Raw genomic sequence first — 23,529 nt, 5'->3', positions numbered from 1 at the left:
GAAACAGCTCAGGGACCGGAGTGCGAATAAAAAGGGTTCTTCGCGGATTTGAGGGAATATCACGTTTCCAGCAGTTGACCTGGTTTGTCGCGCATGCCTCGCACGTTGCCGTACGCTGGACGCCGAATGCCTGCCTGCAAGCCTGCAGGCAGGCTTGCCGTGCAATCCGGTTTTGAATGAAAGCGTCAGGCGTTAGGCATTTTGCGTCCAGCAGCTTAGAGCACGCTTGCCGGCACCAGCGGAATATTCACCCGCGATGGCATGGCGGGGGCGCTGTAGACGGTCATGACGCCCAGCAGGCTGGTGAGCAGATCCGGGATCGGGCTCAGGCCATGGGGCAGGTCGCTGGTCCCCACGCTGATGCGCAGCTTTTCCCCGGCCTTGATCAGGGCGCTGGTGGGGAACACTTCCACATCGGCCCGGAAGGCGGTCAGCGGGGAGATGCTGCGCTTGGATTCGGCGGTGAACGGGTGCCAGGGCTGGATCAGCTTGCCGTTCATGAAGCGGGATTTGTTGGCATCAAAGGCACTCATGGAGGCCATTTGAATGCCGTGGGTCAGCGGCCGGGCAATGCCGTTGTCACCCACCACGCTGACGCGCACGGTGACATTGGTATCCAGCGCCGTGGTGGACGCCCAGATCTGCCCGGTGATCGGCCCATTGATGGCCATGTCTTCTTCCAGCGGTTCGCTGGTGTACACCGCTTCCAGCAGGTTGACCACGTTGTCTTGTGCTGAACAGGGCGGCAGGATCAGGCCGAGCACGCCGGCAGTCCACTGGCTGGCGCTGGCGGAACACAAGCCGTTAACCGGGGTTTGCAGCAGGCTGGTCTGTTTATTGGTGGTTGGTGCGCTGTGCGAAATGCTGCCGAACAAGGGGGCGCCGGGCTGGCCGTGGAGATAAAAGGTTTCCGCTTGCGCGTCCGGATGCGGCCAGTCGGCGGCGGTGACGAAGCGTTCTTCGCCGGTGTAGTACTGGGTCACCGGCGGGTAATCCCCCGCGCCGGTGTCCATGCCTTTCAGGTACTGATCAAACCAGGCCAGGCGGATAGGGCCCAGAGCCGGCACACCATCGGCGGGCAAGCCGGCACCGGAGGAGCCATCCAGATGTTCCCAGGGGCCGATCAGCAGCTTGGCGGTGGTGTGGTCTTTCAGGCCTTCATAAATCAGAGGCTCGCCGCGCTGGAAAATATCATTCAACCCGCCCACCACAAAGGTCGGCGCGGTGATCTTGTCGATCTGTTCCAGCGGTGAGCGAATGCGCCAGAATTCGGTGTCGTATTTGTTTTCGTCGCCGATTAGTGCACCGCCCACCACGGGGACCTGAAAGTCCGTGACCGCCCCCTGCAGATGTTGCAGCAGTGTGGTCAGGTAATAGCCCGGTTCGCCGTTATCCAGGCCGGCGGGGGTGGGGATAATGCCCAGCCCGGTGACCAGGGTAACCCACAGGGGAATAAAGCCTGCGTTGATCTGCCCGCCAGTGAAGACGATATCCCGGTAAGCATCGCCCATGGGCACGATGGCAAAAATGGCTTTCACCGCCGGGTCTTCCTGGGCGCCGGCCAGCAGGCCGGTGATGCCCATGTAAGACGCGCCGTTCATGCCAATGCTGCCATTGCTCCAGGGCTGCACCTTGATGTAGTCCAGCAACTCACCGATATCGTCCTGGTCAATCTGGCTGAATGCCTGCCAGCTGCCTTCCGCTGCCCCGGTGCCACGCAGATCCACAATGATGTAGGCGTAACCTCTTTTCACCAGCGCCGGGTCGGCGGCGCCGATGGCCCCCAGGGCCTGGTTATAACCGGTGAAGGTGGCGACCACCGGAAATGGGCCGTCGATGGCATTGCCGTTTTCGTCCGCGGGCAGGGTGACGGTGGCGGCCAGACGAATGCCGTCGCGCATGGTGATCAGCTGCTGGGGCAGGTTGACGGTGTTCGGGTATTCCTCGTCGCGCTGGTAGGGCTCGCTCCAGGCCAGGTTCACCGGTGTGCTCTCCTCCTCGCCAGCATCGTTACCGGTATCGTCATCGCTGTTGCCGCCCGTGTTGGCGTTGGGGGTGTTGGGCGTATTGGCAACGGTCGGGGCGCTGCCGCTTCCTCCGCCGCAAGCGGTCAGCTGCAGTGTCAGGCCAAGGAGAATAACGATCAGGGTGCGGCCATTCAGGCGTGCTGAGGGTGAAGCGGGCATGGTGCGGTCCCTGTGTTGTTATGATGGTGGCTCGCCACGGAGCGAGACATTTTTTTATAGGTGTATCAGAGTAAGCGGGACGGCAGTGCAAATCTGTGGGTGCCTTGGTGCCCAAGCGTGAAAGAAACTGGGGCTTTTGTGACGGACTGTAATCGGGCTTGCCTGTGGTGCCGCGGGGTGATTCGTTTGCGGTGCGGTGCGTGACGGGGGTGCTGGTGAAGAGGAAGACAAGCCGGGCACAATGGCAAGGCGAATAACAACCAGACTGGCGATAACAACAGGGAAGAGCGTTGATGAACAAGCGGGGCGAGTGGTGGTTGGTTGGGGTGGTTGTCGGGGCGGCCATGTCAGCAGGGGCCGTGGCGGAACCACTGGTACAGCGTAACCCCACGGTGGTTCCTCATGATCAGCCTTACTACAAGGCGTCGGTGCGTAATACCGAACTGATTTTCACCGAAAAAAATCAGGCGTTTGCCGAACACGTCGCCGGTGTGGAGCGGCAACTGCAACCACAATATGAAGCCAGCTTTGGCTATCGGATGGATGCGCCCTTGTATGTGGGGCTGATCTCCGACAACAATCAAATCGCCAACGGTTTCTCCACCCAGTTTCCTCTTAATCGCCAGATCAACTATGTGGGCGGCGCGTCTGCCGTGGATTATTTTTCTACCACCTCCTGGCTCGATACCTTGCTGTTTCACGAGACTGCGCATAACTACCAGCTCAACGCCAAGGACAACCGGGTGTCCAGCGCGCTGCATTCGGTGCTGGGCAATGGCACCCTGGTGACGCCCTTTTTTCCGGCGATTGTCCCTAATGTGTTCGAGTCATCGTTCATGCTGGAAGGCAATGCGGTGCTTAATGAGTCCCGTCATGGTAATGGCGGGCGTCTCTACAGTGGCCGGTTTGATGCGTTGGTCCTTGCCCAGGCAAAAGCCGGGTACCTGACCCCGGAACGGGCCTATAACCAGACGCTGTATTTCCCCTATGGCGAAAGCAGCTATGTGCTGGGCGGCCACTACCAGTATTTCCTCGCCGATCAGTACGGACTGGATGCCACCAACCGGTACTTCAAGGCGCGCTCGCGGTACTGGTACTTTCCCTTCGTCACCAATGCGCCGCTGCAAAAGGCCATCGGTAACAATTTCGACAACACCTTTGCTGACTGGGCAGAGCATGAGGCGCAGCAGGCAGACAGGGCAGTCATGTCCGCGGGCGAGCCTTTGCTGACCTCGAAATATTTTACGGCGCTGAACAGTGACGATAACGATATATTTTTTCTAGCGAGCCCGCAGGATGTTCGGGCTCCACACCATGTGGTGCTGGATCGAGAGACAGGCGAAGTAGACAAGCAGCGTTCTACCTTTCGAGGCGGCGAACTGTTTCGCCGCGACGGCGAGACCTGGTCCATGGCGAGTGCCTACAGCACACCGTGGCGAATCTACCAGGGGCTCTACAGTGAAAGTGCCCACCTGAAAGAGGACACCCGTGGCCGGATTGTTCAGGGTTTTATGTCATCCGGAGAGCCGGTGTATTTTGATGTGGCCAGCTCCTATGACCAGCCGCAACTCTATGTAGGCGATGATTTTTATGGCCAGGTGAACTCCTCCGTGGAGGTTCACGGAGACGATCTTTATTACTTCGTGCAGGAAGGGGCGAAACGTATTCTCTATCGCAATCGCACGGCGCTGTATCGTTATCCGGGGTACTACGGCGTGGTGGCGGATGTGGACAGCCAGGGGCGCGTGTTGTTCGTGGCCAACAGTGAGCATGGCTCTGCCCTCTACCGCACGCAAGCGGGAGGCGGGGTTAGCCGGGTGCTGGCGGAAGATGACATCGTGGCGGCACGGTTGCTGGATGATGAGCGGGTGCTGGCGGCGGTCATTCAGGCGGACCATTACGGCTATTACCTGAAGCCGTTGCAACCTCGCTCCGGTGAGCCTCATGTGCGCCAGTTACGTTGGGACTTGCCCGCTGGGCAGGCCGATAACCTGGCCACTAACAGTGAGCCTCAATCGTTGTCGCTGGATCGCCCTTATCACTCCTGGAGTGCCATGCGCTATAGCGGCACGGATCTGTCACTGTCGTTTCTGTCTGAGGACGACGACTCAGGGGAAGACGAAACGCAGTTGCACACCCTGTACAACGTGCAGGTCCGTTTTAGCGATCCGCTGGAGCAGAACGAAGTGTCACTGTTCAGCTACCGCGATCAAGACCTGAGCGAACTGGCGGGGCTGGGGTATAGCAACAACCAGTTTTTCCTTATCGGTGGGGTGAAACAATACTGGGTGCTGGATGATCAGCTGGATCGGGACACGCCCACGCAGGAAACACGAAACCACGGACTGAGTGCCGAGCTGCGTCTGCCCTTGTTGCAGTCCGGCTATTGGTACAGCGAACTGGCAAGTACCTGGTATCAGGACTATCAGCTGGATGAGCGTGAGCCCCTGGCCGGGCAGTGGAGCCTGAGTCGCACCACTCGTTTTGGCAACAGTTTCCTGCCCAACAAGCATGTGGGCATCAGCGGTTATCAGGTGGGGGATCGTGATGACACCAGCTATGGCGGCACCTTGAGCGTGATGACGGATCTGCCCGCGGAATTTTATCTGGGTGCCCGTGGCCAGTTCTCGCGCAGTGATGCTGCGGTGAATCAGGGAATGCGGCGCGGGGTAGAGCTGGAAGAGGCGCAGGATTTTATCGCCAACGACCCGTCGCGGATCGTGATTCCGGCCCTGGATAATAGCTACTATGCGCAACAAGTGACCGCGGGCGAAGCCAGTGTGTCAAAGGTGATCAACCTGCCGTGGTATTCCTTCAAGGTGCCGCTGTCTCTGCGCCGTGAGGCGTTGCACCTGCGCTATCGTCGTTACGATATCGACTTCGGTGCCGCCGAGCTGGAACTGAATCAGGCCATTGTCGGCATGGATCTGGAATTGCTGTTGTTCCACCGTGCGCCGCTGCGTTTCGCCTTTGAATATGCCTACACCGATGATGACCGCATCACCAGTGAACACAGTTTTCAGGCGGTAACGTCGCTGGCTTTTTAGTGGGGTGCAGGAAAGCCGGACGCTGGACGCTCCACGCCTGATGCAACAGGGGTGGGGCAGGCTGCGTGGTGTTTAGCGTCAGGCGTACAACTCCGGCCTGGGCATGTTTTACCCTGATGGGCGAGGTGTCGTTATTCTGCCGGGTTTAGCTTCAACAGCTGTCCATCATTGCTGTCAGTGAGTAGATACAGGTAGCCGTCTGGCCCTTGGCGCACATCGCGGATGCGCTGCTCGCGGTCCCCGAGTAGCCGGGTTTCGCTGACCGGTTTTTCCCCGTCAAATGCCACCAAGTTCAGGTGCTGAAGCTTGAGCGCCCCGTTTGCCGTGTGACCTCTCCAGCCGGGGTAGCGGTCGCTGGTAATGAAGGCCATGCCGGCAGGAGCGATGGAAGGCGTCCAGTGCAGCAGCGGTTGGGCGTAGCCTTGTTTCTCGGTGTCACCAATACCGGGGCCGTAATATTCCCGCCCGTAGGTGATCACCGGCCAGCCGTAATTGATGCCCGGTTTCACCGCATTGATTTCGTCACCACCGCGGGGGCCGTGCTCGTTCAGCCAGGGGCTGCCAGTTTGCGGATGCAGGGTCAGTCCTTGGGGGTTGCGGTGGCCCCAGCTCCAGATTTCGGTGGCCTTGTCAGCTTGGCCAACCAGTGGGTTGTCTTCCGGGATGCGGCCATCGTCGTGCAGGCGCACGACGCTACCAGCGGGGTCCTGCGTATTCTGGGCGCGCTCGCGCTCACCGCGGTCGCCAATGGTGAGAAACAGGTAGCCGTCGTTATCGAACAAGATGCGGCCACCAAAATGCTTGGCAGTATTGGTGCAGGATTTCTCTGCCACATACACCGCACGGAAGTCGCTCAGGGTGCCGGCTTTGTAGGTGCCGTAGCCCACGGCGGTGGTGCCCCCCTCGTCGCCACAGGGTTTGGCATAGCTCAGGTATAACCGCTGGTTCTGGGCAAAGTCCGGGTGGGGGAGTACATCGAACAACCCACCCTGACCGGAGGCCACGACTTTCGGTACACCGTCCACGGGGGTGTCTTGCAGCTCGCCTTCCACAACCCGCTGCAGGGTGCCGCGCCGTTCCGTAATCAGCCATTCGTCGTCAGACACAAAGGCCAGCGACCAAGGGTGGTTCAGGCCGCTGGTGATTTCGGTGGCGGTAATACGGCTGTTAACTTGAGGTTCCAGGGTGGCGGCGGTGTCAGCGCAGGCAGTAAGGACAAGGCTGGACAGAACGGCGGTAGTGGCAGGGCGCATGGCGGCAGGCTCCGGGTTGAGTATGCTCCAAAGCATGCCATGGGGCTGTGACAGATAAAACCGGCAGTGGTCCGGCCGGACACTGGCACGGTCCAGTGTGGTGATGTCCGCCACCGCCTCGTCGGGCTGAATAATGCGTTGGCTCCAGAGCCGGAATGCTGCCTGAGCGGGGCAGAGTCTGGATAGGTGGCTAGCATACAGCGCAGCAGAAGAATGTAGGCAACGGCGGCCATGAATAACACGAAACCCTAAGTCGCGGAGGCTGGGCTGGCAAAGTGACTGATACCAAGCCAATCCGTTGCTAGCGGACGCAGCGACAGCCGGAACAGTAGGTGCATGCTTGGCCCACACACGGGGGCTGTGACCCTTCGGCAGACCATGAAAAGATGGTGGTGGTTATTCCAGTGAATTTCCAGATAAATAAAGCTGAGGATATAGGAGAGAAAGATTGGAGCAACGGAAAGTAAGCCCGCCAAGCCAGGTTAGTCTGGGGTTTTTAGCTCCAACACCATGATGGTAACGTAATGGCAATGGCCAGTACGCCATCGCTCAGGGTTTCAAGCCGATGTGTATCTATGGCGAATATTTCGCCTCAGGGCAGTTTTCTTTTTATCAGGCCGGCGACAATCACCGGCACCAGGAACACCACAAAAAAGATTGGTAGCTCAGCCATAAATGAATAGCCGGCATGGGCAATGCCGACGCCCATGTTAATGGCTGCCCCGACAAACCAAAGGACAGTAAAAGCAAAAAAATAATGGGGGCGGAGCGGCTCTATTTTTCTGGTCATGAGAGCCAGAATGGCAAAAAGGATCAGGCCGGCAGTAATGATCATCACTGTATGCATATGAACCTCGTCTAGGGTATTTTCTAGCACTTGAATATCATTGCATGGGCGACTGGCATAGGCCAGCCGCCCATGGGTTATCGGGTGGTATAGCCGCCATTGGCGAAGATGGTCTGGCCGGTGATCCACCAGCCGTCTGTTGCCAGAAAACGGATAATGGGGGCAATGTCCTCGATTTTAGTCAGGTCCCCGTTCATGGCTTGGGATTTGTGGAATTCCACTCGCTCCGGGGTTTCCTGGCCGTAGAAGAACGGCGTATCCATGGGGCCCGGGCCCACGGCTGTCACGGAAATGCCTCGCTCGGCGAATTCCTTGGCGGCTGCTCGAGTGAAGTGCTCTACCGGTGATTTCCCGCCTGCGTAGGTAGAGTAGCCATCGGTAAAGGCTGCCAGCAGGGCGGTGACAACGGTGACGATCTTGCCGTTGTCGTTCAAATGTTGGCCGGCTTCCTTGATAAAGAAATAGGCTGATTTGGCGTTGATGTCGAACATGGAATCGTATTCATCTTCACTGGTTTCCACGATCGGTTTGCGTAACACTTTGCCCACGGTATTGATGGCGATATCAATGCCGCCGAATTTTTCTTTGGCTTCCAGAAAAAGTGCTTCCACATTGGCTGGTCGGGTTAGGTCACCCTGGGTCATGTAAGCATCGCCGCCCAGATCTTTCACCGCCTTGACGGTGTCTTCTGCATCGGAACGGGTGGCATCGCTGTTGTAGTGCACCACCACTTTGGCCCCTTCGCGGCCGACTTCCCGGCTCAACAGGCCGCCCAGGTTCTTGGCCCCGCCGGCAATCAGCACTACCTTGTCCTTGAATCTGTAGTCCGTCATCAGTCTTGCTCCTGTTTGTTTAGGGTCCGGGTATTGTCGGCAGGTTCTGCTGCGGCATAAACCGGTGTAATCTGACAGCATATGTCGAAAATAACGAACAATAGGAAGTTATGGATCGTCTCGAAAGACTGAATATTTTCGTCCGGGTAGTGGATTGCATGAGCTTTACCCGGGCAGCGGGAAGCCTGGAAATTCCCCGTTCTACGGTGTCTACGGCCATCAAGTAGCTGGAGGTCGAGATGGGTGCGCGGCTGTTGAACCGCACCACTCGGGCAATCAAGGTCACTGAGGAGGGCCGTTTCCTGTACCAGAAGGGCCTGTCACTGTTGCAGGATTATGAACAGTTGCAGGGGGCATTTGTGGCCAACGATCGTCGCCCTCAAGGCAAGTTGCGGGTCAATGTGCCTGGGCGTCTGGGGCGGCGTATTCTGGCCCCGGCGTTGCCGGATTTCCTGGATCGTTACCCGGATATTGATATCCAGATGGGGGCCACCGACCGCGCAGTGGATCTGGTAAGCGAGGGTGTGGATTGTGTGATTCGGGTGGGGGAGCTGACGGACAGCAACCTGATTGCCCGCCCGCTGGGGAGTTTGTCATTGTGCAATTGCGCCAGCCCGGCCTACCTGGCCCGTTATGGCCGACCGGCAACGATAAAGGATCTGTCATCCCAACCCATAGTGGCGTTTGCGTCGTCAATGACAGGCAGGGTGGAGAGCTGGGAATGCCGCAAGGGAGAGCAGTTGGATAGCCTGGCACTCCCCGCCCGTGTCACGGTGAATACGGCGGAGGGCATGATTGCCTGTGCACTGGCTGGACTGGGGATGATTCAGGTGCCGCACTACGATGTGCGCCACCATCTGGATTCAGGGCGCCTGGTCAGCGTGCTGCCGGATACTGTGCCGCCACCTATGCCCATTACTCTGCTGTATCCCCACCGCGAACATATGACCCGGCGTCTGGAGGTTTTTATCGACTGGATCATCCCGGTGCTGGAAGACAAGGTGTTGGGCATGGCGCAGTGAGCCCGGCGCTGCCGTTTACTCCGGGTGCGTCTGGAAGCCGACGCTGAAACGGTTCCACATATTGATCACGCCGATGACGTAGCTCAGGTCGCTGCGTTCTTTCTCACTGAAGTGTTCCGCCAGGGCCTCATAGGCGGCGTCGCCATCGCCGCCCTGGCTGAGGCGGGTCAGGTATTCGGTCCAGCCCAGCGCAGCCTGCTCCTGTTCGCTGAACCAGTCGGTGTCCCGCCAGCCAGCGACAGTATCAATGCGTGCGTTGTCCTCCCCCAGTTTACGTGCCTGGGCGGCGTGCATGTGCATGCAAAAGGCACAGCCGTTGATCTGCGAAGCCCGCAGTTCCACCAGGGCAATCAGTCGCTTGTCGAGCCCGGTGGCGTCGATGACCGCCTGGGTGTTGAACATGGCTTTCATGGTGTCCGGTGAGGCGGTGTAGTAATTGAATCGGGCTTTCATGATGATGCAGTCCTTTTGTCAATGTTCCGACTCGGGAACGGTCGGCGTCATGTGCTCTGTGCCGTCGTAAAGGCGTGGCGGCGGGAGACGTGTTTCGGGCAGCCATGTGCTGGGAGGCGGGCACGCTGCAATTCGATGACAAGGCCCCGTCACAAGACAGGGTCACTCTTCAGGTAAATATTGGGTTATGTCGGTCCACGGGATCAGGCGGTTCAACTGGATGGTTTCAAAGACTTCCTTGGCCTTTCTCTTGCTGCTCATTTGAGCCAGCAAGACTAGCGCGCCCTGGTAGGATGGGACGCCTCCATTGCTGGATACCCTGTTGCGGTCAACGACAACATTGCGATCTTCGATCACATTGATCCTGGGGAACTCTCGCTGTAACTGGGGCTCGCCACCTGCCCAAGTGGTAGCGGTGTAGCCATCAAGCAAGCCTGCGTGGGCGTACAAAAAAGCCCCGGAGCAATTGCTGGCCAGCCATGACGCGGTTTTTGCCTGTTCCGTAAGAAATGTTGTTAGATCAGCGTTTTTAAACAGCGAATCCATGACATAGGAGCTGGTTACGATTAGTGCATCCAGTTTGGGGCTGTCGTAAATGGTGTTGTCGACCGTCAAGCGTATCCCTTCCTCGGTAGTGACAACGGTTGCGTCTTTCTCTACGCCAATCAAAAGTACCTCATAGTTTGAAAACCACGACTTTCTCGTCGCGACACCAAACACTTCCGCTGGTGCCGTGACATCACTCGTTAGCACCTTGTCATAAACCAGAATCCCAATTCGCTGGTCTGCGGCAATGGAGGGTAATGAATACAGCGCCACGACAATCAGTATCGTGATTCTCACTATTCGCTTTTTGCTATTCATTGGGTTTGCCTTTTGATGGAAACAGTTCATTCGTATTCGTCAATATTGATGATGGCATGATGGCATGATGGCATGATGGCACGATGGCACGATGGCTAAACGGGCGAGGCCGTAGCGCAAAGTCGATGAGTCGTGTTCATCCTGATGCTAATCTACCGCCATATGGTTTGGTAAAAAGGACCAGTTTTCTATTATTAAGGAGACCAATTTGCAGCTGCATCTGGTGCTGAATGGCGAAGGGTCGTTGCAGACTCAGCTTTACCGTGAGCTGCGCCAGGCTATGCAGGATGGCCGCTTGCAGGTGGGGGAGCGGATGCCGCCAAGCCGGGTGTTGTCCCGTGAACTGGCGTTGTCGCGGCAACTGGTGGTGGTGGCGTATGAACGGCTGATCGCAGAAGGCTTTCTTTGCGCGCGGCCGGGTAGCGGTACCTTTGTTGCCTGTTTGCCTGCCAGTGAAGCGGTGGCGAGATTGCCGGCAGGCGTGAGCCCTGGACCCCACTGGGTGATGCATCCGGTGTGGGGGAACGCGCGCCCTCGGCGTTTCAATTTTGCGGGTGGGGTGACCGAGCGGGAACAGCTTCCGTGGCAGGCGTGGCGGCGCTGTCTGAACCGGGCGGTACGGGATCAGCAGGCGGAGACTTTGCTTTATGGCGAGGTGCAGGGGGATCTGCGTCTGCGCCTGGGGCTGGTCGATTATCTGCGCTACAGCCGTGGGCTGCCATGCAGCGTGGATCAATTGCTGATTACGCAAGGCGCGCAGCAGGGACTGGATCTGTTGGCGCGGGTGCGCCTGGCCCCGGGGGATTGCGTGGCGATGGAAGAGCCGGGCTATCCTCCTGCCCGGGCAGTGTTCGAGGCCGTTGGGGCAAAAGTGATACCTGTGCCGGTGGATGAGGAGGGGCTGTGTGTTGATCGCATTCCAGATCAGGCACGCCTGGTCTATTTGACCCCATCCCATCAGTTTCCGTTGGGCATGCCGATGAGCCTTTCCCGGCGTTTGGCATTACTGGAGCGGGCCCGTGCTACCGAGATGTTGATAGTGGAAGATGACTACGACGGCGAGTTTCGTTTTGAAGGGCGACCACTGGAGGCGCTCAAACGGTTGGATCATCATCAGCAGGTGGCGTATCTGGGCAGCTTTTCAAAAGTGCTCCATGCCAGTTTTCGTATGGGGTACATAGTGATGCCGGGCGGTTTGCAGGCTGCGTTGTTGCAGGCCAAGTCGCTGACCGACTCGAGCAGTAACGACCTGACCCAGCGTGCGTTGGGCTATCTGATTGAGCAGGGTGACTTTGCCCGTCACTTGAAGCGGATGCAGCGCCGCTACGCATCACGCCGTGAAAAACTGCTTGCTGCATTGCGGGGGCAATCGGCGCTGACGGTTCTGCCACAGATGGCCGGGTTGCATATTGCAGTGCGCACGCCGCCGGTGAGGGACTTGGCTGACGCCTTGATCAGAGAGGGCGTTACCGCCATGTCGCTGGAGAGTTTATATATGGCAGAACCGGCGATGCCGGGCGTGCTGCTGGGGTTCGGTGCCTTGCCGGACGACACCATCGAGGATGGGGTCAGTGCCCTGGCCCGGGCACTGGCCCGATAAAATTGTTTCGAGGTACGAGTTTCGCGTTATGAAAACCTGACATTTTCGCTCTTTCAGGTTTTGCCTTTCGAAACTCGCTTCTCGCGGCTGCGGTTGTTTCGCCGCCGGCGACGTCTTCGCTGTGCCGCTTCTGTGGCAGAGCTGACCGGTTAAGGTAGAACGCCGATGTGGGTGAGCACTTCCTGATCCGGGAAACCGTCCGCCACCATGCCGTTGGCCTGCTGGTAACGGGCCAGGGCCTGGCGGGTGCCGGGGCCGAGCAGGCCGTCTTCCGCGCCCGCATCATGACCCTGTTCATTCAGTGTCTGCTGAAGCCGGGTGACCTGCTCGCGATTCAGTTTGGGGGCAGGAACGGGCGCCTGGTGAAGCGCTCCGCCGCCGGCAATGCGGTCCGCCAGCCGACCCACCGCAATGGCGTAGGATTCTGACCGGTTCCAGCCCATGATCACGCGGAAATTCTGGTAGGCGAGAAAGGCCGGGCCGTTATGGCCGGACGGGACCACCAGTGCCGCTTCCATGTCTGCCTGGGGCAGGGGCTGACCATTGGGCATGCGCACACCCAGCTTGGCCCAGTCGCTGAGGCTGCGCTGATGGGTGAAACCGGTGAGCTGGAAATCGAAATTGTCAGGCAGCGTGACTTCCCTTCCCCAGCGCTGTTCCCGTTGCCAGCCCAGCCCTTGCAGGAAATTGGCTGCGGAGGCGAGAGCGTCGTCCTCGCTTTTCCACAGATTGCGGCGGCCGTCACCATCGTGATCGATCGCGTACTTGAGAAAGATGGCGGGCATGAACTGGGTCTGGCCCATGGCGCCGGCCCAGGAGCCTTCCATCTGGCTGGCCTCCACATCGCCGGACTGAATGATGCGCAGGGCGTTCATCAGCTCGCCGGAAAAATATTCTCCACGACGTCCTTCGCAGGCCAGGGTGCTGAGTGCATCCAGCACCGGGATGCTGCCCAGGAAACCGCCGTAGTTGGTTTCCAGTCCCCAGAAGGCGACCAGGTAATGACCAGGGATGCCGTACTCGCGGGTGAGTGCCTGCAGCAGAGGTTGCTGTTCGCGGTATTTTTTACGGCCGGTTTCGATGCGGGTTTCGCTGACCCGGCGGGTGTAGTAATCAGAAAAGCTGCTGGTGAATTCCGGCTGGCTGCGATCCAGTTCGATGACTCGCTCGTTCAGTTTAACGGTATTCAGGCTGCGGCTGATTACCTGGGCCGGGATGTCGGCCTCAGCGGCCTGCGCGCGTAATTGCGCCATGCACTGTTCGAACTCGGCATTATCCAGAGCATAACTGGTGTGGCTGGCAAGCAGAATGACACTGGCAAACAGGGTGGCGCGAATCGAGGGCATGAGGTCTCCACCGTCATAGGGAATCAGTCAGGATAATGCGTCATAAAGCATAACGTTGTTGTTGCAGACGTGTCGCAAAAAAATCGCAAAAAAGAGCAAAACGCCGCTTTTATTATCAGGGTTATCCGTAGTGGGTTATTGGGCGGGCAGATCGATCTGCTGGCGCTTTACCCGAATGGCGCTGCTACGCGCGACGATTATCATGCCTCGAGCTTCGCAATGGGCGCGGGTGAAAGCTGCGCCGAACAGCAGAATCATGGAAGAGTAGTACACCCACATCAGCAGCACTACCAAAGAGCCGGCCGCACCATAAGTGGAGGCGGTGGCCGTGTGGGCAAGGTACAAACCGATCAGGGCGCGGCCCACGGAGAACAGAATAGCGGTGACCAGTGCGGCGGGCATTACCGCTTTCCAATTGAGTACCACATCGGGGAGCACCCGGAACATGGTGCCGAACAGCAGTCCGATTACCACCAGCGAGACTCCCATTTCAATCACCACCACCACGGCGCCGTTAATCGGCAGCCAGCTTTCCGCATAAACAATAATCGCCTGTACTACCACGTTCAAAAGCAGCGATACCAGTAGTACGAAGCCCAGAGCAAGCACCACTGTCAGTGAAAGCAGACGGCTCTTTATTAGTGCGGCGATGGTGTTGCGAGAGGGTCGGGGCATTACTTCCCAGATGGCATTCATGGAGCGTTGCATCTGGGCAAAGACAGTGGTCGCGCCAATGATCATCACTAGCAAGCTAAGCATGCCGGCAAGGAGGCCCTTGCTGGGTGCTTGAGTGTTGGCGATGGCATTGCGGATTTCGTTGACGGCCTCAGGCCCCACGGTGGACTCCAGTTGGCCTAATATTTCTGCCATGGCCGCCTCGCTGGTCATCACCAGGGATATCACTTTTACGGCCAGAATGATGACGGGGGCTAGAGAGAACAAGGTGAAAAAAGCGAGAGAGCCGGCGTAGCTTGCAGCGTTGCCGTCCAGCCATAGCCGCACCGTGTTTTTTAGAATGCCAAACCAGTAGAGTGCGGTCGCTTTCATTGTCATCCCGGCGTCAGTGTCCTTTCGGCAGTGTAACGGCTGGTGTCGTGGCTGGCGAATGTTGAGGGTTTATTCAGCGGGAACCTCCCAGGAAATAGTGACCCCTTGCCTGCCCCAGCTTCGAGCTGCCTGCGGGTCTTCCATCAGAATATCGATATGATCGGTCCAGCGTTTATTCATTTTATCGAGTACGAGATAAGTGCCGGGCAGGCCTTCAATGCGAACTTCCGTTTCGTGGGTGAGGCCTGCTTTGATCAGGTCCCGGGAGACGGCAATGGCTTTCATGCCGGGTTCGAGTTGATCGCCCCAGGCGGCGAGTCCTACGTTCCCTTTTTTTGTTTCGGATTCGGCAATGGTGTACGCAGAGGCGCTGACTTCACGGGTGACTTCGGTGGTGTTATCGCAACCGATTAACATCAGTGACAGGCTGCCTAGCAGTGTGATGGAAGAGAGTGTTTGGTGCATGCTTTCCCCATTTCAGTGTCGTCTCAAACACCTTCGCAGGGCGCGTGTGAAAATGCCATCAAAGGGGGGGGGATGGTGAATTGAGGCTAGAAGGGCCTTCTCGTCATGCATTCTCCCATCTGCGTAGCGGCTTGAAGGGAGTGGACAGGGCGCCGGCGGCGGGCGCCCTGAAGAGGGGTTGAGGCGCTCGTGTTAGTGCAACTTGAGTCGCGGGCGTACCAGCTTGTTAAAACGACCGGCGATGAGCAGCATGATGGTGCGTGGCCAGCCGTAGAGCGCGGCCTGGTGCATGCGATACAGGCTGATGTACATCATCCGGGCTAGCCAGCCTTCGACAAAGAAGTTGCCGCCTTTCAAGTTGCCCATCAGCATGCCCACCGAGCTGTAGTTGGATAGTGATACCAGTGAGCCGTGGTCCTTGTATTCGAAGGGTTTCGGCTCGCGATTCATCAGCAGCCGTTGCAGGCTGCGGGCAGTGTGCTGCGCCATTTGCTGGGCGGACTGGGCCCGCGGCGGGATCGGACGTTCCGCGCCTTCCGGGATCAGGAAGGCCGCATCACCGATGATGAAGACATTCTTTTGGCCCTTGGCCTGCAGGGTCGGCTCCACTTCTACCTGGTTGATACGGTTGGTGGTCAGTCCGTCGATCTGACTCAGCCATTCCGGGCATTTCACCCCGGCGGCCCAGACCAGCAGGTCGGCCTTGATGGGATCGCCATCTTTGGGTACCAACGCGTCGGGCGTGGCTTCGGCCACCATAACGCCGGTGCGCACTTTCACGCCCAAGCCTTCCAGGCGCTTGGTGGCGGTGGCGGAGACCCGCTCACTGAGTACCGGCAGGATGCGCGGTGCGGCTTCAATGATATCCACCTGCAAGTGTTTGCGATCCAGATGCTCATGGCCATAGAAATTGAGCATGCTCACGGCATGGTGCAATTCCGCCGCTAGCTCAACCCCGGTGGCGCCGCCGCCGACGATGGCCACGGAGACCGGTTTGTTTTCGTAGTTGGCGTGCAGGCAAGCGTTAAGGAAGCGTTCGCGAAAACGTTCCGCCTGGGCGCGGCTGTCCATGAATAGGCAGTTGTCGCGCACGCCGGGGGTGCCGAAGTCGTTGCTCTGGCTGCCGGTGGCCAGTACCAGGTAGTCGTAGCTCAGCTGGCGTTCCGGGAGCACTTCACTGCCGTGGGCATCGTGCAGGGGCGCCAGCGTCAGGGTCTTTGCGGTGGTGTCTACCTGGGTCATGGTGCCCGGTTCAAACCGGTAATGGTTGAGTTGGGCGTGGGCGCGGTAATCCACCGCATCCAGGTCAGCATCAATGGCGCCGGTGGCCACTTCGTGAAAGCGCGGTTTCCAGACGTGGATGCTGGACGAGTCCACCAGGGTGATATCGGCATTGCCGTACTTGCCTAGCTTGGCGCCGAGTTTGGTCACCAGTGGAAGACCACCGGCCCCACCGCCGACAACAACAATTCTGGGTTTGCTCATGGGAAGTCCTTTATCTAAGACGGCAAGTCTAGCCTTTGGACATGTCATGTCCAATTGTCGCATGGTATTACGACTTGTCGGGGGCAGAGCGGTACTTCTGTCTGCTTTTTCGGCGAATGTGTAAGAGCGCGGGCGTTGCTATCGCGTCTATAAACAGCGAAGGCGCCCATAAGGCGCCTTCTGCGTGTTGCCTGCAGCGTGAAGCGTGCTGCGTTGGTTATGCCTTGGGGCCAGCTGCGCGAATGTCGTCGGACACATCCGCGTACTTGTCAGCGAAGTTCTTCTGGAACTGTTCTGCCAAGTCGCGGGCGCGTGCTTCGTAGTTCTCCGGGTTGGCCCAGGTTTTCTTGGGCTGCAGCAGGTCGCTGTCGACACCGGTAACGGCTTTGGGCACGTCCAGGTTGATGATGTCCAGGTGCTCGGTTTCCGCGTTGTCCAGTTCGCCGGACAGGATCGCGTTGACCACGCCACGGGTAGTGGGGATGCTGAAACGCTCGCCTTCACCGAAGGGACCACCGGTCCAGCCGGTGTTCACCAGGTACACCTGGGAGCCGAACTCTTTCATCCGCTTGATCAGCAACTCGGCGTATTCGCCGGCACGACGGGGGAAGAAAGGCGCGCCGAAGCAGGTGGAGAAGGTGCTCTTGATGCCGCCACCGGAGCCCATTTCGGTGGAGCCCACCAGTGCGGTGTAACCACTCAGGAAGTGGTAGGCCGCAGCTTCATTGGACAGCTTGGACACGGGCGGCAGGACGCCGGTCAGGTCGCAGGTCAGGAAGATGATGTGCTTAGGCTCACCGGCACGGTTTTCGTCGACTTTCTTGTCGATGTTTTCCAGCGGGTAGGCGGCACGGGTGTTCTGGGTGAGAGACACATCGGCGTAGTCGGCGGTGCGGGTTTCGTCATTGATGATGACGTTTTCCAGTACCGCGCCGAACTTGATGGCGTCCCAGATTACCGGTTCGTTCTTTTTGCTCAGGTCGATGCACTTGGCGTAACAGCCGCCTTCGATGTTGAAGACTACGTCTTTGCCCCAGCCGTGCTCGTCGTCACCGATCAGGTAGCGGTGCGGGTCGGCGGACAGGGTGGTTTTGCCGGTGCCGGACAGGCCGAAGAACAGGGCCACATCGCCGTCTTCGCCTACGTTGGCGGAGCAGTGCATGGGCAGCACGTCTTTTTCCGGCAGCAGGAAATTCTGCACGGAGAACATGGCTTTCTTCATTTCACCGGCGTAACGCATGCCGGCGATAAGAATTTTGCGCTGGGCAAAATTGAGGATCACGCAGCCGTCGGAATTGGTGCCGTCGCGCTCCGGGTCGCACTGGAAGTGAGGGGCATGCAGGATCTGCCACTCTTCCTTGTTGCGCGAATTGTATTTTTCCGGGCGGATGAACATGGTGTTGGCGAACAGGTTGTGCCACGCGGTTTGCGCGGTCACTTTAACGGCCAGGTAATGGTCAGCGTCGGCACCGACGTGCAGGTGGGAAATAAAGGCGTCGCTTTCAGCAACGGCCGCGGTTACGCGGTCCCACAGGGCGTCGAATTTATCACTGTCGATGGGACGGTTAATGGCGCCCCAGTGGATGTGCTCGCTGGTGCTCGGCTCGTCAACGATGTAACGGTCCATCGGTGAGCGGCCGGTGCGATGACCGGTTTCCACTACCAGGGCGCCGTTATCGGCCAGGCGGCCTTCGTTACGCTGAACAGCCAGCTCTACCAGCTGGGCCGGGCTGAGGTCGTTATAAACAATCGGATCGGTCATGGTTATTCCTGGGCTTGTGGCCGTGCGGTTACAGCGGGTATGGCCGTGCAACCTTCAAGTTCGCATTGCGGATACACAGTGCCGGTCTCGTGCCCGAATCAGGGATCGGACAAGACCAATAAGGGACCAGTAGTGGCGCCACTGATCAGCACAGGCGCGCGATTATGCCAGAAAAGAGAATCAGTGGCGATTCCCCTTCGGACCGGACAGTCACGGCGTCAGGGCCACCCCGAGGTCGGCAGGCGCCCCGGGAGCCATTCTTTCTTTCAGGGCGAGGCTTAGCGGTTTTCGCGGATCATCTCTGCCAGGTCCACGGCATCAAAGTGTTCCTGATTCAGACAGAAGTCGCAGGTCAGGGTCACTTCCCCGTCCTCGTCCAGCAATTGCTGCAGCTCCTGATTCCCCAGCGACACCAGTGCATTGCGGTTACGGTCTCGGGAGCAAGTGCAGCCAAACTGCAAGGGCTGGGCCTCGGGGAGCTGAGGCGGGGTGTCGTGGAACAGCCGGTGCAGGATGGTTTGGTCGTCCAGGTTCAGCAGTTCTTCCATTTGCAGGGTGCTGGCCAGTGCGTCCAGATGTTCCCACATCTGGTTGTTGCCGTCGGTGGTGGCCAGTTGATTGGGGAGGCGCTGCAGTAAGAGCCCGGCCGCGCGGTTGTTGCCGCTGGCCAGCCACAGGCGAGTGGGCAGCTGTTCGGATTGCTGGAAATAGCCTTGCAGGCATTCGGCCAGGGTGTCGCCACTGAGCGGCACGATGCCTTGATATTGTCGGCCTTGCTCCGGGGTGATGGTAATCACCATGGTGCCCTCGCCGATCAGGGTTTGGATGTCCCCGTGGCTCCAGTCCTGGCCATCGCTGTGGCGGGCCAGGGCGCGCAGGTCGCCATCATGGGTGCATTCGGCGAGCAGCAAAGACACCGGGCCTTTGCCCTGGGCCTGCAGTGCCAGTCGCCCTTTGAACTTCAGGGTGCTGGCCATTAATGCCACGGCTGCTACGGCTTCGCCAATCAGGCCCTGCACCGGCAGTGGGTAATTGTGCGCTTCGGTAATGCGGGCAACGCTGCTTTCCAGTTGCACCAGTTCCCCGCGAATGTCGGAGTCGGGAAACAGAAAGCGTTGTTTATGATCGTGCATGCTGATGGTCCTGAAAGTCGGGGCTCGGCCGGAGGGCAGAGGATGTCGGTTTGGGCGTCACGCTCGGGCTATATATCGTTGTCTCTTTTGAAGCGCTGAATGTCGCGGCGCTCCTTTTTGCTGGGGCGATGGTCCGGTGCGGCGGTGGCGGCCCGGGCCAGTTTGCGTTGCTCGCTGGTCTGCTCCCGCTTGGCCACGCTGGCGGCGGTTTCTTCGTACAGGGCCTGGGCCGCCGGCGCCGGCCCGCGCTTGTTGCTCAGGCCGAGCACTTCCACTTCAAAGTGCTCGGTGCCCTTGGTGATGGTTATCGTTTGGCCCGGCTGAATGGTTCGGCTGGGTTTGGCCTTGCTGCCATCCACGTGCACTTTGCCGCCTTCGATGGCGGTTTTGGCCAAGGTCCGGGTCTTGAAGAACCGTGCGGCCCACAGCCAGGAATCTATGCGTACGCTTTCCATCGCCTTCTCCAGGGCTTGCCGTCAGGGCAGTACGGCCAAGAAGTCATCAATGGCCGGGAACGGGGCCGTATCCGATCGTTTTGGCAGGCTGGAATCCGGGTGCAGAATACTCACCGGCTGGCCAATGCCGTACTGCCGGGCGCTATGCAATACCGGCAGGGAGTCGTCCACCAGCAGAGCGCGAGCCCGATCAAACGGCAGGTGCCGTTGCAGGTGCTGCCAGAACGCCTGGGCCTCCTTGGGATGGCCGTAATCGTGGCTGGACACCAGTTCGTCGAAATACTGGTCGATGCCGGTGCGTTCTATCTTTAAGTGCAGGGCATCGCGGTGGGCATTGGTTACCATGATGACCTGCTTGTCCGACGCTTTCAGTTGCTGCAAGAAAGCCTCGGCCCCGGGTCGCACGGAGATGCGGTCGCCGGCGGCTCTTTTCAAGCCGGCGATTTCCAGGCCCAGTTCGGCGGTCCAGAAATCCAGGCAGTACCAGTTCAGGGTGCCCTGATGGCTGGTGATCCAGTCGTGGATAATGCGGTTGGCCTCGGCCTGCTCCAAGCCCAGCTGCCGGGCGTAGCACTCGGGCACATGCTGTTGCCAGAACCAGTTGTCGAATTGCAGGTCTAGCAGCGTGCCGTCCATATCCAGCAGCACGGTGTCGACGGAATGCCAGTCAATCATGAATTTCCTGCGTGTTCGGGTTAGTCTTGCCTGCAATAGCGGGCTCAGAGGTAATTATGGATGAGAAACCGGAGATTCTCGACACCCGGCTGATCGCAAAGAGCCGGTTGTTCGGGATTGAAGAGCTTCACCTGCGCTTTACCAATGGTGTGGAGCGCACTTATGAGCGCCTGCGCACGCCGCCGATTGCGGCGGTGATGATGGTGCCGCTGCTGGACGACGACACTGTGGTGATGATTCGTGAATACGGCGCCGGCACCGAAAGCTACGAGCTGACTTTGCCCAAGGGGGCCTGCGAACACGGTGAAGATTGGCGCGATTCTGCCAACCGGGAGTTAAAGGAAGAAGCCGGTTATGGTGCGCGGCGGTTGACCTTGTTGAAAGAAATGACCTTGTCACCCGGTTACATGGGGCACCGCATCAAGGTGGTGCTTGCCGAAGGCCTTTATGAAGAATCCCTGCCCGGGGATGAGCCGGAGGAGCTGGAAGTGGTGACCTGGAAGCTATCTGATCTAGATCGCCTTATCGAGCGCGATGATGTGACCGAAGCCCGGGTGATCGCGGCGCTGTTGATGACAAAGCGGTTGCTGGAAGAGAGGTAGTTGAAAGTTCAAAGTGTAAAGTTGAAAAGCGCGAAATGGGCTCATCATTGATGGCGATTTTGGTGTTTCGCGCTGCTACACCAACAATATGAAGCGCGGGGCAGGGCATATATCGCATGGCACAAACCTTCCTCCGCGCTTTTAACTTTAAACTTTCAACTTATCCCGGAATTTAACCAAGTGAAATGGAATAACCGATGACCGATTTTAATGCCCTGCTGGACCCGCTCGCTGAGATTGCCCGTGACGCGGGGGACGCCATCCTGGCTGTCTATGAGCGTGATGACCTGGGCGTGGAAACCAAGGACGACAAATCACCCATTACGGAGGCTGACCTGGCGGCGCACAAAATTATTGAAGCGCGCTTGCAGGCGTTGACGCCGGAGATTCCGGTCTTTTCCGAAGAGTCCGGCGGCATCGCCTATGCGGACCGCAAGGACTGGCCCCGTTTTTGGCTGGTGGACCCGTTGGACGGCACCAAGGAGTTCATCAAGCGCAATGGTGAGTTCACCGTCAATATCGCTCTGGTGGAAGGTGATACCCCGGTGCTCGGTGTGGTGCATGTGCCGGTAACGGCGGTGACCTACCTGGGTGGCCGTGGTGTGGGTGCCTATAAAGAAGAAGGCGGTGAGCGCAAACCAATCCAGTGTCGCGCCCGCACTACTCCGGTGGTGATGGTCGCCAGCCGTAGTCATGGCGGCGAGGCAGTGGAAAAGCTGGAAGCCTTTATCCGTGAAGAGGTGGGTGAGGTGGAGCGCGCCTCCATGGGCTCATCGCTGAAACTGTGCCTGGTGGCCGAAGGCAGTGCCGATATTTATCCTCGCCTGGCGCCCACCAGCGAATGGGATACTGCCGCGGCCCATGCGGTGGTCACTGCCGCCGGCGGGGTGGTGGTGAACACGGCGTTCGAACCGTTACAGTACAACAAGGAAGACATTCTTAACCCGTTCTTCCTGGTGCTGGGGCAGAGCATTGAAGAGTGGCGCTTTATTGCACCGGCGATTGCCGGTTAAGAGCGGCGCTATTATCGAAGCCCCGTAGCAGTGCTGCTCTCTGTGCCCTGCAGGCAGGCGGTGCGATAACCCCATTATCGGGCCGCGAGAGACGCTCCTGCGGTGGCTGTAAACAAGTTGGCCGTACGGCATACAACCAAGGAGTTTTCATGAGCACCATGCGCGAATTACGTTTTGTCAGTGCCGGGCAGTCTTGCCGGGGAGACCTGTATTTGCCGGAAGGGGACGGTCCTTTCCTGACGGTGGTCATGGGCCATGGTTTTGGTCTCACCAAGGAATGTGGGCTGGCGCCTTTTCGGGACGCCTTTGTGCAGGCCGGTTATGCCGTGTTTATGTTCGATTACCGGCATTTCGGTGAAAGCGAAGGTATGCCTCGCCAGGTGTTACTGCCCAACCGGGAAGTGGCCGACTGGCAGGCGGCTTTGGCCTGTGTGCGCAAGCTCGAAGAAGTGGATAACCAGCGCATCGTGCTGTGGGGCACCTCCTTTGGCGGTGGCCTGGTCACGGCGGTGGCTGCCCGTGAATCGGTTGCCGGGATTATTGCCCAGTGCCCGATGATGGACGGCATGGCGTCGGTGCTGGAAGTGATTCGTTACGCTGGCATCGGTCAGGCCCTGAAAATGACCGGCGTGGGTCTGTGGGATGTGGGCAGCAGTGCGCTGGGGCTGGGGCCGAAAATGTTGCCCTCGGCAGGACGTCCCGGTGAGCTGGCGGCCATGTCCAGTGATGATGCCTATGACGGTTATACCGCGCTAATGCCCGATCATGTGCCCAATGAAGTGGCCGGGCGAATCGCTCTGGTGTTGCCGTTGTTTCGCCCTGTGGCTCAGGCCAGTAAGGTGACCTGCCCGGCGCTGATCCTGATTTGTGAAACCGATACCGTGGCTCCCGCCCAGGCGGCGGAAAAGGCCGCTGCGGCTATGTCTCAGCCGACGGTAAAGCGTTACCCGGTGGGGCATTTCGATGTGTATCAGGGTGAGGCACTGAAAGTCAGTGTGGCGGATCAGTTGGCGTTTTTGCAGGGGCTGAGCTGAACGCTACACGCTGAAAGTGATAGCGCACGGGATTGGCGGTGTGCCATAGGATGTATGCCTTGCCCGTGCTTTCCTTTCACCTTGCACTCAAAACGGCAGCAGGGTCACCACATCCAGAGACAGTTGATTGGAGACCATCAGGGCGCTGGTGGCGACCAAGCTCACGTTGATGGCGGGCAGCACCAGGCCAATGGCCAGCAGGTTAATGGCGCTGGGCTGCCGGATGCGGCCGCTCCACAGCACCAGGCTGATCAATGCTGCACAAGAGAGGGGTATCCATAGCCAAGGATGCTCGGTGGCGGTGAGCCACAGGTTTTCAAGATTCAGCATGCCAGTACCCGTTTCGTTATTGTCATTGGTGGGTGCCGATTCACCGGCGCTCGCGAGGCCTCCCCCGAGGCCAGGCT

At 58.8% G+C, this 23,529-nt stretch carries 23 protein-coding genes; 7 read left to right on the top strand and 16 right to left on the bottom strand.

Going from position 1 to position 23,529, the window contains the following annotated elements; translation table 11 throughout:
- Window positions 1-215: 215 nt before the first annotated feature.
- Window positions 216-2,186, bottom strand: coding sequence for a CocE/NonD family hydrolase (locus ABNH18_RS14910; RefSeq protein WP_349383597.1), 1,971 nt, complete (start codon window positions 2,184-2,186; stop codon window positions 216-218).
- A 293-nt stretch (window positions 2,187-2,479) separates the two neighbouring features.
- Between ABNH18_RS14910 and ABNH18_RS14905 the strand changes: the two genes are divergently transcribed.
- Entirely contained in the window at window positions 2,480-5,233 is a 2,754-nt protein-coding gene (locus ABNH18_RS14905; RefSeq protein ID WP_349383596.1) for a hypothetical protein, read from the top strand.
- 131 nt (window positions 5,234-5,364) lie between these two features.
- Here the strand turns inward: ABNH18_RS14905 and ABNH18_RS14900 are convergent, their stop codons facing one another.
- From ABNH18_RS14900 to ABNH18_RS14890, 4 genes are all read right to left on the bottom strand, one after another.
- Window positions 5,365-6,600: a PQQ-dependent sugar dehydrogenase gene (locus tag ABNH18_RS14900; RefSeq protein WP_349383595.1), complete on the bottom strand. Its 1,236-nt coding sequence runs from the start codon at window positions 6,598-6,600 to the stop codon at window positions 5,365-5,367.
- 134 nt (window positions 6,601-6,734) lie between these two features.
- Window positions 6,735-6,962 carry a TMEM175 family protein gene (locus ABNH18_RS16935; protein WP_502876791.1) on the bottom strand — a complete coding sequence of 76 codons (228 nt, stop codon included), beginning with the start codon at window positions 6,960-6,962 and terminating at the stop codon, window positions 6,735-6,737.
- 116 nt (window positions 6,963-7,078) lie between these two features.
- Window positions 7,079-7,333 (bottom strand): hypothetical protein, encoded by a 255-nt coding sequence (locus ABNH18_RS14895; RefSeq protein WP_349383594.1) that lies wholly within the window; start codon window positions 7,331-7,333, stop codon window positions 7,079-7,081.
- A 77-nt stretch (window positions 7,334-7,410) separates the two neighbouring features.
- Window positions 7,411-8,166, bottom strand: a complete 756-nt coding sequence (locus ABNH18_RS14890) for an SDR family oxidoreductase (protein WP_349383593.1) — start codon at window positions 8,164-8,166, stop codon at window positions 7,411-7,413.
- 110 nt (window positions 8,167-8,276) lie between these two features.
- On the opposite strand from ABNH18_RS14890, the gene ABNH18_RS14885 reads away from it, so the two are divergent.
- Together ABNH18_RS14885 and ABNH18_RS14880 are read left to right on the top strand one after the other, a co-directional pair.
- Complete coding sequence (locus tag ABNH18_RS14885) at window positions 8,277-8,393, top strand: helix-turn-helix domain-containing protein (protein WP_349383592.1); 117 nt, start codon at window positions 8,277-8,279, stop codon at window positions 8,391-8,393.
- A 12-nt stretch (window positions 8,394-8,405) separates the two neighbouring features.
- On the top strand, window positions 8,406-9,188 hold the full coding sequence (locus ABNH18_RS14880) for a LysR substrate-binding domain-containing protein (RefSeq protein ID WP_349383591.1): 783 nt from the start codon (window positions 8,406-8,408) through the stop codon (window positions 9,186-9,188).
- Between the two features lie 15 nt (window positions 9,189-9,203).
- Here the strand turns inward: ABNH18_RS14880 and ABNH18_RS14875 are convergent, their stop codons facing one another.
- Both ABNH18_RS14875 and ABNH18_RS14870 read right to left on the bottom strand, forming a co-directional pair.
- Window positions 9,204-9,641 carry a carboxymuconolactone decarboxylase family protein gene (locus ABNH18_RS14875; RefSeq protein ID WP_349383590.1) on the bottom strand — a complete coding sequence of 146 codons (438 nt, stop codon included), beginning with the start codon at window positions 9,639-9,641 and terminating at the stop codon, window positions 9,204-9,206.
- Window positions 9,642-9,803: 162 nt separating this feature from the next.
- Window positions 9,804-10,505: a DJ-1/PfpI family protein gene (locus tag ABNH18_RS14870; protein ID WP_349383589.1), complete on the bottom strand. Its 702-nt coding sequence runs from the start codon at window positions 10,503-10,505 to the stop codon at window positions 9,804-9,806.
- Between the two features lie 208 nt (window positions 10,506-10,713).
- Between ABNH18_RS14870 and pdxR the strand changes: the two genes are divergently transcribed.
- On the top strand, window positions 10,714-12,105 hold the full coding sequence (gene pdxR, locus ABNH18_RS14865) for a MocR-like pyridoxine biosynthesis transcription factor PdxR (RefSeq protein WP_349383588.1): 1,392 nt from the start codon (window positions 10,714-10,716) through the stop codon (window positions 12,103-12,105).
- A 149-nt stretch (window positions 12,106-12,254) separates the two neighbouring features.
- On the opposite strand, the gene ABNH18_RS14860 is transcribed toward pdxR, so the two are convergent.
- The 8 genes from ABNH18_RS14860 to yrfG all read right to left on the bottom strand — a co-directional run bounded on the left by ABNH18_RS14860 (window position 12,255) and on the right by yrfG (window position 20,473).
- The gene (locus ABNH18_RS14860) at window positions 12,255-13,451 is read right to left on the bottom strand and encodes a lytic murein transglycosylase (RefSeq protein ID WP_349383587.1); all 1,197 of its coding nucleotides are present in this window, start codon (window positions 13,449-13,451) and stop codon (window positions 12,255-12,257) included.
- 135 nt (window positions 13,452-13,586) lie between these two features.
- Complete coding sequence (locus ABNH18_RS14855; protein WP_502876790.1) at window positions 13,587-14,504, bottom strand: YihY/virulence factor BrkB family protein; 918 nt, start codon at window positions 14,502-14,504, stop codon at window positions 13,587-13,589.
- Window positions 14,505-14,567: 63 nt separating this feature from the next.
- Window positions 14,568-14,963, bottom strand: coding sequence for a 3D domain-containing protein (locus ABNH18_RS14850; protein ID WP_349383586.1), 396 nt, complete (start codon window positions 14,961-14,963; stop codon window positions 14,568-14,570).
- Between the two features lie 192 nt (window positions 14,964-15,155).
- Entirely contained in the window at window positions 15,156-16,448 is a 1,293-nt protein-coding gene (locus ABNH18_RS14845; protein WP_349383585.1) for an NAD(P)/FAD-dependent oxidoreductase, read from the bottom strand.
- Between the two features lie 217 nt (window positions 16,449-16,665).
- Window positions 16,666-18,210: a phosphoenolpyruvate carboxykinase gene (locus ABNH18_RS14840; protein WP_349383584.1), complete on the bottom strand. Its 1,545-nt coding sequence runs from the start codon at window positions 18,208-18,210 to the stop codon at window positions 16,666-16,668.
- Window positions 18,211-18,488: 278 nt separating this feature from the next.
- Window positions 18,489-19,343 carry an Hsp33 family molecular chaperone HslO gene (hslO, locus tag ABNH18_RS14835; protein ID WP_349383583.1) on the bottom strand — a complete coding sequence of 285 codons (855 nt, stop codon included), beginning with the start codon at window positions 19,341-19,343 and terminating at the stop codon, window positions 18,489-18,491.
- A 68-nt stretch (window positions 19,344-19,411) separates the two neighbouring features.
- Window positions 19,412-19,798: an RNA-binding S4 domain-containing protein gene (locus tag ABNH18_RS14830; RefSeq protein ID WP_349383582.1), complete on the bottom strand. Its 387-nt coding sequence runs from the start codon at window positions 19,796-19,798 to the stop codon at window positions 19,412-19,414.
- A 21-nt stretch (window positions 19,799-19,819) separates the two neighbouring features.
- The gene (yrfG, locus tag ABNH18_RS14825) at window positions 19,820-20,473 is read right to left on the bottom strand and encodes a GMP/IMP nucleotidase (protein ID WP_349383581.1); all 654 of its coding nucleotides are present in this window, start codon (window positions 20,471-20,473) and stop codon (window positions 19,820-19,822) included.
- 56 nt (window positions 20,474-20,529) lie between these two features.
- On the opposite strand from yrfG, the gene nudE reads away from it, so the two are divergent.
- The 3 genes from nudE (at window position 20,530) to ABNH18_RS14810 (ending at window position 23,122) form a co-directional block, all read left to right on the top strand.
- Complete coding sequence (gene nudE, locus ABNH18_RS14820; RefSeq protein WP_349383580.1) at window positions 20,530-21,075, top strand: ADP compounds hydrolase NudE; 546 nt, start codon at window positions 20,530-20,532, stop codon at window positions 21,073-21,075.
- Between the two features lie 197 nt (window positions 21,076-21,272).
- Complete coding sequence (gene cysQ / locus ABNH18_RS14815; RefSeq protein ID WP_349383579.1) at window positions 21,273-22,088, top strand: 3'(2'),5'-bisphosphate nucleotidase CysQ; 816 nt, start codon at window positions 21,273-21,275, stop codon at window positions 22,086-22,088.
- A gap of 149 nt (window positions 22,089-22,237) precedes the next feature.
- Window positions 22,238-23,122 (top strand): alpha/beta hydrolase, encoded by an 885-nt coding sequence (locus ABNH18_RS14810; protein WP_349383578.1) that lies wholly within the window; start codon window positions 22,238-22,240, stop codon window positions 23,120-23,122.
- Between the two features lie 87 nt (window positions 23,123-23,209).
- Here ABNH18_RS14810 and ABNH18_RS14805 read toward each other — a convergent pair whose 3' ends face one another.
- Window positions 23,210-23,452 (bottom strand): hypothetical protein, encoded by a 243-nt coding sequence (locus tag ABNH18_RS14805; RefSeq protein WP_349383577.1) that lies wholly within the window; start codon window positions 23,450-23,452, stop codon window positions 23,210-23,212.
- Between the last annotated feature and the right edge of the window lie 77 nt (window positions 23,453-23,529).

This window comes from Alcanivorax sp. (genome assembly GCF_040118815.1).
GTDB lineage: Bacteria > Pseudomonadota > Gammaproteobacteria > Pseudomonadales > Alcanivoracaceae > Alcanivorax.
Note: the sequence above shows the minus strand (reverse complement) of the source record. Positions and strands in the feature narration are given on the sequence as shown.